Source organism: Bradyrhizobium sp. LA6.8, from assembly GCF_040547935.1.
Lineage (GTDB): Bacteria > Pseudomonadota > Alphaproteobacteria > Rhizobiales > Xanthobacteraceae > Bradyrhizobium > Bradyrhizobium barranii.
Genome location: NZ_JBEPQQ010000007.1, coordinates 340635 through 353460 on the forward strand (window position 1 = coordinate 340635; position 12826 = coordinate 353460).

At 66.5% G+C, this 12826-nt stretch carries 11 protein-coding genes; 7 read left to right on the forward strand and 4 right to left on the reverse strand.

Annotated elements, in window-relative coordinates:
- Positions 1-12 precede the first annotated feature (12 nt).
- A complete protein-coding gene (locus ABIA90_RS30820; RefSeq protein WP_354119141.1) occupies positions 13-927 on the reverse strand; it encodes a LysR family transcriptional regulator in 915 nt (304 codons plus the stop codon).
- 120 nt (positions 928-1047) lie between these two features.
- Between ABIA90_RS30820 and ABIA90_RS30825 the strand changes: the two genes are divergently transcribed.
- The gene (locus tag ABIA90_RS30825; RefSeq protein WP_354119142.1) at positions 1048-2055 is read left to right on the forward strand and encodes an aldo/keto reductase; all 1008 of its coding nucleotides are present in this window, start codon (positions 1048-1050) and stop codon (positions 2053-2055) included.
- Between the two features lie 9 nt (positions 2056-2064).
- Here ABIA90_RS30825 and ABIA90_RS30830 read toward each other — a convergent pair whose 3' ends face one another.
- A complete protein-coding gene (locus tag ABIA90_RS30830) occupies positions 2065-2868 on the reverse strand; it encodes a HesA/MoeB/ThiF family protein (protein WP_039155124.1) in 804 nt (267 codons plus the stop codon).
- Between the two features lie 233 nt (positions 2869-3101).
- Here ABIA90_RS30830 and ABIA90_RS30835 point away from each other — a divergent pair, with 233 nt between their 5' ends.
- Positions 3102-4460 (forward strand): serine protease, encoded by a 1359-nt coding sequence (locus ABIA90_RS30835; RefSeq protein WP_354119143.1) that lies wholly within the window; start codon positions 3102-3104, stop codon positions 4458-4460.
- 162 nt (positions 4461-4622) lie between these two features.
- On the opposite strand, the gene ggt is transcribed toward ABIA90_RS30835, so the two are convergent.
- Positions 4623-6302 (reverse strand): gamma-glutamyltransferase, encoded by a 1680-nt coding sequence (ggt, locus tag ABIA90_RS30840; RefSeq protein WP_354119144.1) that lies wholly within the window; start codon positions 6300-6302, stop codon positions 4623-4625.
- Between the two features lie 244 nt (positions 6303-6546).
- Here ggt and ABIA90_RS30845 point away from each other — a divergent pair, with 244 nt between their 5' ends.
- On the forward strand, positions 6547-7290 hold the full coding sequence (locus ABIA90_RS30845) for a nucleotide-binding protein (protein ID WP_085405035.1): 744 nt from the start codon (positions 6547-6549) through the stop codon (positions 7288-7290).
- Positions 7291-7538: 248 nt separating this feature from the next.
- On the opposite strand, the gene mutM is transcribed toward ABIA90_RS30845, so the two are convergent.
- The gene (gene mutM / locus ABIA90_RS30850; RefSeq protein ID WP_354119145.1) at positions 7539-8438 is read right to left on the reverse strand and encodes a bifunctional DNA-formamidopyrimidine glycosylase/DNA-(apurinic or apyrimidinic site) lyase; all 900 of its coding nucleotides are present in this window, start codon (positions 8436-8438) and stop codon (positions 7539-7541) included.
- Positions 8439-8519: 81 nt separating this feature from the next.
- Between mutM and ubiE the strand changes: the two genes are divergently transcribed.
- The 4 genes from ubiE to dut are packed head-to-tail and all read left to right on the forward strand — an operon-like array spanning position 8520 to position 12816.
- Positions 8520-9281, forward strand: coding sequence for a bifunctional demethylmenaquinone methyltransferase/2-methoxy-6-polyprenyl-1,4-benzoquinol methylase UbiE (gene ubiE, locus ABIA90_RS30855; RefSeq protein ID WP_166063855.1), 762 nt, complete (start codon positions 8520-8522; stop codon positions 9279-9281).
- Positions 9278-10852 carry a 2-polyprenylphenol 6-hydroxylase gene (gene ubiB, locus ABIA90_RS30860; RefSeq protein WP_354119146.1) on the forward strand — a complete coding sequence of 525 codons (1575 nt, stop codon included), beginning with the start codon at positions 9278-9280 and terminating at the stop codon, positions 10850-10852. The genes ubiE and ubiB overlap by 4 nt, the downstream gene beginning before the upstream one ends.
- A 57-nt stretch (positions 10853-10909) precedes the next feature.
- Positions 10910-12361, forward strand: coding sequence for a bifunctional phosphopantothenoylcysteine decarboxylase/phosphopantothenate--cysteine ligase CoaBC (coaBC, locus tag ABIA90_RS30865; protein WP_354119147.1), 1452 nt, complete (start codon positions 10910-10912; stop codon positions 12359-12361).
- Positions 12358-12816, forward strand: a complete 459-nt coding sequence (dut, locus tag ABIA90_RS30870) for a dUTP diphosphatase (RefSeq protein ID WP_247306073.1) — start codon at positions 12358-12360, stop codon at positions 12814-12816. Before coaBC ends, dut begins: the two co-directional genes overlap by 4 nt.
- Positions 12817-12826: the final 10 nt, after the last annotated feature.

Sequence of the window (12826 nt, forward strand, 5' to 3'; positions counted from 1 at the left end):
TCACCATGAGGATCAACTGTCTCCGCTCGTCCTGCGCTTCCGCCAATCCGCGACGAAATCGATGAAAGCGCGGAGCGCGGGCGGGGTCTGGCGCCGGCTCGGATAGTACAGGAACGGGCCCGGAAACGGCTCGCACCAATCTTCCATCAAGCTGACCAACGCACCGGACGTCACGGCGTCATGGACGTAGCCATCGAGCGTCGCCCAGATGCCGGCGCCGTCGAGCGCAGCCCGCATGGCAAGGCCCATGTTGGTCGAGATCAGCTTTGCCGGCGGATCGACCTTCACGATCTGGCCAGCCTTCTCGAACTCCAGATCATGCATGACGCCGCTCGAGTAGCGGGCGCGGATGCAGTCATGGTCGAGCAGATCCTTCGGATGCTTCGGCGTGCCGCGGCGCGCGATGTAATCGGGCGATGCGACGACGACGTAGCTCTGCGGACCGCTCAGCGGGATCGCCACCATGTCCTGCGCGAGGTGCTCGCCATAACGCACGCCGGCATCGTAGCCCGCGCTGACGATGTCGACGAAGCCGCTTTCGGAAACGATGTCGAGATCGACCTGCGGGTAGGTCGCGAGGAACGGCCCGACCATCGGCGCCAGCACGAGGTCCACCGCCGGCGGCGGCGCGTTGATGCGCAGGCGGCCCGAGGCCACCTCGCGCAAGCCGCGGACCTGATCCAGGGCATCGCCGACATCGCGCAGCGCCGGAGCGATGCGGGACAGCAGCAGCTCGCCCGCCTCGGTCAGCGCGACGCTGCGGGTGGTGCGGTTCATCAGGCGGACGCCAAGGCGCTCCTCCAGGTCCCGCAGCCGCTGGCTAAGGCTCGACACCGACACGCGAATTTCAATCGCCGCACGCCGGAAATTGCGGGTGCGGGCAACCGCCACGAAGACGTCGAGATCACGCAGATCGGGCTCGGCCATTGTTCGTTATGATGAACAAGCCATTCTGGATTGTCCAGCTTATCGGCCTAATCGGTCAGGCGCATATCTGGCCTCGTCACGCGGCGCAATCAGCCTGCCGCCTTTTCGAGGAGAGCCATCATGGAACAGCGCAAACTCGGTTCAACCGGCCCGACCGTCTCCGCCCTTGGTCTCGGCTGCATGGGCATGTCGGAGGTCTATGGCCCCGCCGATCGCGGCGAAAGCATCGCCACGGTCCATGCGGCGCTCGATGCCGGCATCACGCTGCTCGACACCGGCGATTTCTACGCCATGGGCCACAATGAGATGCTGGTGCGCGAGGCCCTAAAGGATGTGTCGCGCGAAAAAGTGCACATCAGCGTGAAGTTCGGCGCACTGCGCGGTCCCGCCGGCGAGTTCGCCGGCATGGACACAAGGCCGGCCGCGACCAAAAACTTCCTCGCTTATTCACTGCAGCGCCTCGGCACCGACTACATCGACATCTACCGCCCGGCGCGTCTCGATCCCAACGTCCCGATCGAAGAGACCATCGGCGGCCTCGCCGATCTCGTGAAGGCCGGCTACATCAGGCATATCGGCCTGTCCGAGGTGGGCTCCGACACCATCCGCCGCGCGCACGCCGTGCATCCGATCGCCGATCTTCAGATCGAATATTCGTTGATAGAGCGCGGCATCGAACGCGACATCCTCAAGACCTGCCGCGAGCTCGGCATCGGCATCACGGCCTACGGCGTGCTGGCGCGCGGCCTGATCAGCGGCCATTGGTCGAAGGACTCCGGCAAGACCGGCAGGGATTACCGGCTGATGACGCCGCGCTTCCAGGGCGCAAATCTCGACGCCAATCTCGCGCTGGTGGAGCAGCTCCGCGCCATCGCCACGGAGATCGGCGCGACGCCGGCGCAGATCGCAATCGCCTGGGTGGCGGCTCAAGGCAAGGAGATCGTGCCGCTGGTCGGCGCACGCACGCGCAACCGTCTCACCGAAGCGCTCGGCGCGACGAAGGTAACGCTGACGCCGGCGCATCTTGCGGCGCTTGCAAAAGCATTTCCGCCCGACGTCGCTTCCGGCACGCGCTACGCGGCCGAGCAGATGGCGCATCTCGACAGCGAGAAGCCGGCCACGCGGTAGCGGCAGCGATCAGGTGCGATGGGCGCTGAGGTCCGTGATGACAGGCCCATCGCCGTTGAGCGGATTGGCCGGATCGCGCGCGTAGCGCAGCGTCTCGAAGCGCATCGCGCGCGCGTCGATCATCAGGAGGCGGCCGACGAGGCCGTCGCCGAAGCCGACGATCTCGCGGATCGCCTCCAGCGCCATCATCGAGCCCATCACGCCCGCAAGCGCGCCCATGACGCCGGCCTCCGCGCAGGCCGGCACCGTGCCGGGCGGCGGCGCTTCCGGAAACAGGCAGCGATAGGTCGGATTGAACACGCCCTGCTCGTTCTTCTCATGCGCCCGGATGGTGGTGAGCGAGCCGTCAAACGTGCCGAGCGCCGCCGTGATCAGCGGCCGCTTCGCGAAGAAGCAGGCGTCCGAGACCAGATAACGCGTCGAGAAATTGTCGGAGCCGTCGAGCACGAGATCGTAGTCTCCGATCATGCTCAGCGCATTGTCGGCGTTGAGCCAGGTGGCGTGGCCGACGAAGCGGACATGCGGATTGAGCGCGGAGATCCGCTCGGCCGCGCTCTCGACCTTGTGCCGGCCGATATCGGGCGTCGTATGGATCACCTGGCGCTGGAGGTTTGACAGCGAGACCACGTCGTCATCGACCACGCCGAGCGTGCCGACGCCGGCGGCCGCCAGATACATCAGCGCGGGCGCGCCGAGCCCGCCGGCGCCGATCACCAGCACGGAGGCCCGTTTCAGCGCAGCCTGGCCCGGCCCGCCGACGTCGCGCAGCACGATATGCCTGGCATAGCGTTCGAGTTCGTCCGGGCTCAGCATCGTCGTCCTTCGTTCTCTCAAACCCTCATGGTGAGGAGCGCGGAACGCGCGTCTCGAACCATGAAGGCCCCGATCTCGCCTGCGGCCATCCTTCGAGACGCGGCCTTCGGCCGCTCCTCAGGATGAGGGCCTGAGTTCGTGGACTCTACGCCACCTGAACCACCCCAACATTGTTCGCGACCAACGAGATGTGCTTCAATGGTAGCACGTTCAATGGGCTGGCTGGATTTGTCATGAGATCGATGCTTGCGGCAACACTGATGTTCGCGGCTGCCACAGGCGCTAGCGCCCAGATGACGACGCCAGAGATCCCCGGCACCAAGCCGAAGCCGGTCCAGACCGTGCCGATCCGGCCTCCCGCACTGCAGACGCCGTCGGCGACGGCTGATGCGATGGCGCAGGCGGAACGGCTGTCGCTCCAGTCCGACCTCGCCTGGGTCGGCCAATATAACGGCGCCATCACCGGCGACGTCAGCGCGCGCATGGTCGAGGCAATCAAGGAATATCAGAAGGCCAAGGGTGGCAAGCCGACCGGCGTGCTCAATCCGCAAGAGCGCGCCGCGCTCGCCGAGACCGCGCGGCGGAAGCAGGAGAGCGTCGGCTGGAAGATCGTGATGGAGCCGACCAGCGGCGCCCGGCTCGGCATCCCCGGCAAATTGGTGCCGCAGCAGGCGACCGATGCCAACGGCTCGAAATGGACTTCGCCGACCGGCACGGTGCAGGTGCTGCTGAGCCGCCGCAAGGAGGCGAACCCGACCACGGCGAAACTCGCCGAGCTGGAGAAGGAACCGTCTGGGCGCAAGGTCGACTACACCGTGGTGAAGCCCGACTTCTTCGTGTTGTCGGGGTTGCAGGGCCTGAAGAAATTCTACGTGCGAGGCACCTTTAAGGGCAACGAAGTCCGCACCATGACGATCCTCTACGACCAGGCGACCGAGAACACCGTCGAGCCGGTGGTGATCGCGATGTCGAGCGCGTTCAATGCGTTTCCGACGGGACCGCAGGCCGGGCCCCCGCCGCGCAAGACCGTCGAATACGCCACCGGCATCGTCGTCAGCGACGATGGTGCGATTGTCACGGATCGCCTCGTCACCGATAGCTGTCTCGCGATCACCATTGCCGGCTATGGCAGCGCCGACCGTCTCGCCGAGGACAAGGAACACGATCTCGCGCTCCTGCACATCTACGGCGCGCGCGGCCTGAAGCCGCTCAGCCTCACCGGCGGTACAGCGAAGACTAGCGTCGATGTCATCGGTATTGCCGATCCGCAGAGCCAGGGCGGAGCTGCGGGCGTATCGAGCCTCAAGGGCGCGCTGGCGCCGGTCACAGCAAGCGATTCCGCGCTGTCGCCTCCGCCGGCGGTCGGCTTCTCCGGCAGCCCGGCGATCGACGGCGACGGCAAATTCGCCGGCGTCGCGCTGTTGAAGCCGGCGATGGTCGCGGGGCCCGCGACATCGGTGCCGGCGTCGCAAGCGGTGATGGTGCCTGCGGAAACGGTGCGCGATTTCCTGAAGGCGAACGGTGTCACGGCGAACGGCACGTCGACGGACGCGAAGGCGGCTGTCGTCCGCGTGATCTGCGTGCGGAAGTAGGCGAGCGCCGAACACCGCTCTGGTGTCCTGGACGCGCTGCAATGCGCCAGCGTTGCTGCGCAGAGCCGGGACCCACGCCGCGTCAAATTCAGCGCATCAGTTCTCTGGGCCCCGGCTCAGCAGCGCATCACTGCGTGCTGCGCTGCGTCCGGGGCACGAGAGCTAGCTCAGCCTGAACCTGATCCCGGCCTTCGCAAGCCCGCCCGAAATTCCCACCGGCGTGCCGTCCGCGCGCCAGCAGGCGGCGCCGGTCATGCTGCCGTCGTCGTGGAAGGCAATGCCGTTCATGCCGCCCGCCACCGTCGCGACGGGCTGCACCTTGTGGCCGAGGCCCGCAAGCTTCGCGCGCACGGCTTCCGGCACCTTCTGCTCGACTTCGAGCGCGTTGCCTTCGGTCCAGATGCGCGGCGCCTCGACCGCTTCCTGCAGGCTCATGCCGTGGTCGATCAGATTGACCAGCGCCTGCATCGCGCTGGGGAAGATGCGTTTTCCCCCGGGCAGGCCGAGCGCATAGCGGAGCTTGCCGCCGCGCAGCGCCATCATCGGCGACATCGAGGTGGTGACGCGCTTGCCCGGCGCCAGTGACAGCGCATGGCCGGGACGCGGATCGAACAGGTTCATGTAGTTGTTGGCGATGGCACCCAGGCCCGGAATCATGATCTTGGCGCCGAAGAGATTGTTGATGGTCTGCGTGGTCGCGACGACGTTGCCGAACGCGTCCGCCGCGGTCATATGCGTGGTGTGCGCGCCTTCGAGCTGCGAGACGCCGGCGCCCCAGGCCTGCGCCCGCGCCGGATCGATGGCACGGCGGCGTTCCTCGGCATAGGCCTTCGACGTCAGCCGCTCCACGGGGACGCCGACATAATCCGGATCGCCGCTGGCCGCGGCGCGATCGGCGAAGGCGATCTTCAGAACTTCGGCGAGATAGTGGATGGTCTCTGATGTACCGAAGCCGAGATCTCCGATGTCATAGCCCTCGAGAATGTTCAGCATCTGCGCGATGTGGACGCCGGAGGCCGCGGGTGGCGGCGGGCCAAGGATGGTCCAGCCGCGATAGTCGGCGCGGATCGGTTGCCGTTCGACGGTCTTGTAGCCGGTCAGATCGTTGCGGCGGATGAAGCCGCCGGCCTTCTCCATGTAGTCGACGAGGATGTCACCAAGCGGCCCCTCGTAGAGCGCGGTCTCGCCGTGGTCGGCGATGGTGCGGAGCGTCTCGGCATATTCGGCCTGCACCACGCGTTCGCCGACCTTGAGCGGCTCGCCATCAGGCAAATAGATCGCCGCAATCGGCTTGTCCTTGCGCATCTCGGCAGCGCTCTCGCTGATGCATTCGTGCAAATACGGCGTCGCCGCATAGCCGCGCGCGGCATGCTTGATCGCGGGCTGCATCACATCGCCAAGCGACATGGTGCCGAACCGGCGCAGCGTCTCGCACCAGGCTTTCAGCGAGCCCGGCGTGGCGACCGCCTTCGGGCCGTTGAGGTTCTCGTTGCCGACGGTGTCGAACACGTCATGCGCCGCGCCAGGCCTGGGGGTGTAGCTGGTGTCACGCACCGCCGCAGGCACGGTGCTCTGCCCGTCGATGAAACGGTGGCTGCCGTCAGCCAGACGTATATGCGCCATGCCGCCGCCGATGATGCCGACCATCATCGGCTCGACCACGGTCAGCGTGAACAGGGTCGCGATCGCGGCGTCGATGGCGTTGCCGCCCGCGGCCAGCATCTCCGCGCCGGCGCTTGAGGCCAGCGGATGGTTGCTGACCACCATGCCGCGGCTCGAGACCGCCGGCATCTTCTGGCATTCAAAGATCGTTGCCGTCCGGTCGCGCCAGTTTCCGCCCATGCCGCCTGCCCCTTTTATTCACGGCGGCAAGCACATCATACGCGCGATGACGGGTCCAGTATTGGTACGGATTAGCTGGCATTCCCGATTCTGCCATCATCGTTACCGTTGATTCGGACATCCGCGGTCCCCTTTGGATCGGGCAGGGCACGTCCTGAGCGAGTAGAGCTCAGCATCGAGAAGCGATGCACGTTCGCGTGGCGTTACCCCACAGACCCAAGCATTCCAAAGGATTCAACTTTCCATGCACACGATCGTACTGGCCACCCAAAAGGGTGGCAGTGGCAAGAGCACGCTTGCCATCGGCCTCGCGCTGGCGGCCAAGCAGGCCGGCTTCACCGTCCGCCTGATCGAAACCGACCCGCAGGGTACCCTGTCCAACTGGCTGCGCCGCCGCCACGCTGACGATCTCGTCGTCGAGCCGATCTATCACGCGGCCGACATCGCGCCGCGCCTGAAGATGCTGGCCGACAGCGGCTTGCAGCTCGCGATCGTCGACACCGCGGCCGGCCTCAGCGCCGCGACCACCGCCGCGATCCGCCATTCCGACCTCTGCCTGATTCCCGCTCGCCCGAGCGTTGCCGACATCGAGGCGACCGTCTCGACGCTGAGCGTCGCGCGCGCCTGGAAGCGGCCCTACGGCTTTGTGCTGAACCAGGCGCCGATCCGTGGCCAGCGCATCGACAACGCCGCCAACACCCTCGCCGAGGAAGCCGCGCTCGATCTCGCCGAGGTGCTCGCACGCCCGTTGATCGTGATGCGCAACGACCACCAGGACTCGCTCGCGAGCGGCCTCGCCGTCAGCGAATTCGCGCCGAACGGCAAGTCGGCGGACGAGATCCGCGGCCTCTGGCGCTGGATCGAGACCCGGCTCGAACTCGAAGCCACGACCAATGTCCTGATCGACCAGGTCATCTCGGTCGCGGACGGGATGCTGCACGTCGCCGCCGAACACGCGGCGGACGAGACCACGACACTGGCGTCCTGAGCGGGGCGATCGCTCGGAGGACAGGCGGCCTCTTCACTTATCCGGTTGAAGGGTCCAAGCGACGAAGCAATCCGGCCACCAGCCCGGCCGGATTGCTTCGCCTCGCGTTTTTGGGACGCTCCATCCACCCGTCATTGCAAGCGCGGCTTCTTGTAGCCCGGATAAAGCGAAGCGAAATCCGGGAAAGTCTCTCCGCGGAGAGGCTGGACCCGGATTGCGCTGCGCTTCATCCGGGCTACGGTGCTACGTCACTTCTGACATTTCTGACACCAGAAGGTGGAGCGCCCGTTCTGGGTGAATCGCTTCACGGTGCCGCCGCACCCTGGCGTCTTGCAGGTCTCGCCCTCGCGGTCATAGACCTTGAAGGAATGCTGGAAATAGCCGAGCTCGCCCGAGGTCTGGCGATGGTCGCGCAAGCTCGAGCCGCCGGCCTTGATCGCGTCGTTGAGCACAGTGTGAATGGCACTCACCAGCCGCTTCGCATGATCGGTCGGCTCGCCGCCGCCAACACCCTTGCGACCCTTGGTCGCGAGCGTCGCGGCAATGCGGCGCGGCGACAGATGCGAGCGATGCAGCGCTTCGCAGACATAGATGTTGCCGAGCCCGGCGACCACGCGCTGGTCGAGCAGCGCGGCCTTCAGGCTCGTCGTCTTGCCCTCGCACGATCGCGCCAGCATCGCAGCGTCGAATTCGTTGCCGAGCGGCTCGGGGCCGAGATCGCGCAGCAGTGGCTCGTCTTCAAGCGCGTTGCGCGCGATCACTTTCATGTAACCGAAGCGGCGCGGATCGTTGAACACGATGTCGGCGCCGGAGGACATCCGAAACAGCACGTGGTCGTGCGTGGAGTCCTTGCCACGCGGGTAGTGAAACTCGCCCGGCGCGGTCTCGTTGTCCGGCTTGATGACGCGGAACGAGCCCGACATGCCCAGATGCATCAGCAGCACGTCGCCGGAGGCGAGATCGGCCATGAGATATTTTGCACGGCGGCCAAGCCCCGTGACGACCTGCCCCTGGAGCCGGGCCACGAAATCGGGCTGGAAGGGAAAGCGCAGATCCGGCCTGCGGGCCTCCGCGACGAGGATTTTCGCACCCTCCATGACGGGCTGAAGGCCGCGGCGGACGGTCTCGACTTCGGGCAATTCAGGCATGGTCAGGCATTCACCTTATGAGGGCGGTGTGATAGCGCCATTGCGGCGGCCGCGCTATGGTCCGCCCAGTGGAGTAGAGTAATGGATCGGCCGGGCGAAACCACGCATTTTGGCTTCAGGGACGTTCCCCTGGGGGACAAGCAGACGCTGGTGAACGATGTGTTTCACAGCGTGGCGTCGCGCTATGACTTGATGAACGACCTGATGTCCGGTGGCCTGCACCGGGTCTGGAAGGACATCATGATCACCGCGCTCAACCCGCCGCGGGGTGACCGGCCGTTCGCGCTGCTCGATGTTGCCGGCGGCACCGGCGACATCTCGTTCCGCGCTGCCAACGCGGCAGGTCCCGGCTTCCATGCCACGGTGTGCGACATCAACGCCGAGATGCTGGCCGTGGGCCGCGAGCGTGCCGCGAAGCGGCATCTCGAGACCCAGGTCGATTTCGTCGAGGGCAATGCCGAAGCGCTCGCCTTCGCCGACCGCAGCTTTGACGCATATACGATCGCTTTCGGCATTCGCAATGTGCCGCGGATCGACCTGGCGCTGCGCGAGGCCTATCGCGTGCTGAAGCCCGGCAGCCGCTTCCTGTGCCTGGAATTCTCCACCGTCGAGATGCCTGGGCTCGACCGGATCTATGACCTGTTCTCGTTCAAGGTGATCCCGCCGCTCGGCCGCATGGTCACGGGCGACGCCGAGTCCTACCAGTATCTCGTCGAATCGATCCGCAAGTTTCCGAAACCCAACGCCTTCGCCGACATGATCCGCGACGCCGGCTTCGCCCGCGTCGGCTGGCAGACATTGTCCGGCGGCATCGTCGCACTGCATTCGGGCTGGCGTTTGTGATTTCTTCCATTACCCACATTTCGCGCCTGATCCGCGCCGCGTTCGTGTTTGCGCGCGAGGGCGTGTTCGGTTCCGTCGATCCGACCCTGGTGCCGCCGCCAGGGCAACTCGCGCTGAAGCTTGCGCGCCTCGTCGAACGGCGCGGTCCAAAGCACGGACCACGGCTGACGCGCGCGCTGACCCGGATGGGCCCAGCCTATCTCAAGCTCGGGCAGTTTCTGGCCACGCGTCCCGACGTCGTCGGCGTCGTCATGGCGCGTGATCTGGAAAGCCTCCAGGATCGCTTGCCGCCGTTTTCGCAAGCCGAAGCGGAAGCTGCGATCGCGAGCTCGCTGGAGCGTCCGCTCAAGGACGTGTTCGCGAGCCTCGGCCCGCCGGTCGCCGCCGCCTCGATCGCGCAGGTGCATCGCGGCGAGGTGTCGCGCGACGGTGTCCGCAGGCCTGTCGCGGTGAAGGTGCTGCGGCCGAACGTGGCCTCGCGATTCCGCCGTGATCTCTCCGATTTCTTCTACGTCGCGCACAAGGCCGAGACCTATTCGAGCGAGGCGCGGCGTTTGCGCCTGATCGAAGTCATCAACACCATGTCGCGCTCGGTCGCGATGGAGATGGACCTGCGGCTGGAAGCGGCTGCAATGTCGGAGATGGCGGAGAACACGGGCGACGATCCTGATTTTCGCGTGCCGACCGTCGACTGGGACCGCACCACGCACAACGTGCTGACGATGGAGTGGATCGACGGCATCGCGCTGAACGATCACAAGCGCCTGGCAGAGGCGCAGGTCGACCTGCCCGATCTCGGCCGCAAGGTGATCCAGAGTTTTCTGCGCCACGCGCTCCGCGACGGCTTCTTCCACGCCGACATGCATCCGGGCAATCTGTTCCTCGATGACGCCGGCCGTCTGGTCGCGGTCGATTTCGGCATCATGGGCCGGCTCGGGATGAAGGAGCGGCGCTTCCTCGCCGAAATCCTGCTCGGCTTCATCACCCGCGACTATCGCCGCGTCGCTGAGGTGCATTTCGAGGCGGGCTATGTGCCGGCGCACCACTCGGTCGAGAACTTTGCGCAAGCGATCCGCGCCATCGGTGAGCCCATTCACAACCGCACGGCGGAAGAGATCTCGATGGCGCGGCTGCTGACGCTGCTGCTCGAGGTCACCGGTCTGTTCGACATGACGACGCGGCCCGAGCTGATCCTGCTGCAGAAGACCATGGTGGTCGTCGAGGGCGTGGCGCGCGCCTTCGATCCCAAGCTCGACATCTGGAAGGTCGCCGACCCCGTGGTGCGCGAATGGATCGAGCGCAATCTCGGCCCGCTCGGCCGGGTGCAGGGCGCGCTGTCCGGCGGCAGCGACCTCGCCCGCGTGCTGATGCGCCTGCCCGACATCGCGCAGCGCTCCGTCGTGGTGCTCGAGCAATTGGAGACCATGACGCGGGAGGGCCTGCGGCTGTCGCCGGAGAGCATCGCCGCGATGGGGCGCAGCGAAGGCCGCAAGAACCGCTGGCGCACCGTGGCGCTCTGGATCATCGCCGCCACCTTCATCGGAATCCTGATCGCCGTTCGGAATCTGTGATTGCACTGCAATCACGGAAACGATAGCATCGCTATCATTCCGTGCTGGAGGGGCATCATGGCAAGCCTGACCATCCGCAAGCTCGACGAGGGCGTCAAAACCTATTTGCGCCTGCGCTCGGCCAGGAACCGCAGGTCGGTCGAGGAAGAGGTCCGGGTCATCCTCGGGGAGCTGATCGAGGGCCGCGAGGAGCCGCTGACGCCGTTTGCGCTGCCTCCGGCCCAGTCCACCGCCCCCACGCCGCAACGGACCGGCGCCCTCCCCGAGGCCAGCGTCACCCTGATCATCGGGGGCGGGATCGCGGCCTATAAGTCGCTCGACCTGATCCGCAGGCTCAAGGAACGCCGGATCGAGGTCCGCTGCGTACTGACCAAGGCGGCGCAGCAATTCGTCACGCCGCTGGCCGTGAGCGCGCTGTCGCATGAGCGCGTCTACACCGACCTGTTCGACCCCCAGAGCGAGTTCGACGCCGGGCACATTCGCCTGGCGCGCGAGTGCGACCTGATCGTCGTCGCGCCCGCGACCGCCGACCTCCTGGCGAAGATGGCCAATGGCCATGCCGATGATCTCGCCAGCGCCATCCTGCTTGCGACCAACCGCAAGATCCTGCTCGCGCCGGCGATGAATCCGCTGATGTGGAACAATGCGGCGACCCGGCGCAACGTCACGCAGCTTCAGCGTGACGGCGTGGTCCTGATCGGCCCGAATTCCGGCGAGATGGCCGAGGCCGGCGAAGCCGGAATCGGCCGCATGTCCGAAGCGATCGAGATCGCCACCGCCGCCGAGCGCCTGCTGCGTCCGCCGGTGCCGCGCCCGCTCGCCGGCAAGCGCGTGCTGATCACCGCAGGCCCCACCCACGAGCCGATCGACCCGGTGCGCTACATCGCCAACCGCTCGTCCGGCAAGCAGGGCTTTGCCATCGCCGCCGCCGCGCAAGCTGCGGGTGCCGAGGTGATCTTGGTCAGCGGCCCGGTCGATCTCGGCGATCCCCCGGGCGTGACAGTGAAGCGCGTGGAATCGGCCCGGCAGATGCTGGAGCAGGTGCAGGCGGCGCTTCCCGCCGACATCGCGATCTTCGCGGCCGCAGTCGCCGACTGGCGGGTCGCCAGTGAGGGCGAGCAGAAGCTGAAGAAGACCTCGGCCGGCATGCCGCCGCTTCAGCTGGTCGAGAATCCCGACATTCTCGCCACGATCTCGAAGCTGACCGACCGGCGCCCGCCGCTGGTGATCGGCTTTGCCGCCGAGACCGAGCACCTCATCGACAACGCCAAGTCCAAGCTGGCCCGCAAGGGCTGCGACTGGATCGTCGCCAATGACGTCTCGCCGGCAACCGGCGTGATGGGCGGCGACCGCAACACCGTACATCTGATCAGTCGCAAGAATGGTGAGGAGGACGGCGAGATCGCAGTTGATTCCTGGCCGGTGATGACCAAGGAACAGGTCGCCATCGAGCTGGTCGCGCATGTCGCAAAGAGCGTGACCGACAAATCCCGGGAGCCGGCATCTTGAGCACGAAAGTCACGGTCGAACTGCAGCAACTGGCCCACGCCGAAGGCCTTCCGCTGCCGGCCTACCAGACCTCCGAAGCCGCCGGCCTCGACCTGATGGCCGCAGTTCCCGACAGCGAGCCGCTGACGCTCGCCGCCGGCCAATATGCGCTGGTGCCGACCGGCCTCGCGATCGCGCTGCCGCCCGGCCACGAGGCGCAGGTGCGGCCGCGCTCGGGCCTTGCCGCCAAGCACGGCGTCACCGTGCTGAACTCGCCCGGCACGATCGACGCGGACTATCGCGGCGAGATCAAGGTGATCCTGATCAACCACGGCGCGGCGCCCTTCGTGGTCAAGCGCGGCGAGCGCATCGCGCAGATGGTGATTGCGCCGGTGGTGCAGGCCGCGCTGGTTCCCGTGGCGACATTGTCCGCGACCGATCGCGGCGCCGGCGGCTTCGGCTCAACCGGCCGCTAACACACGGCAA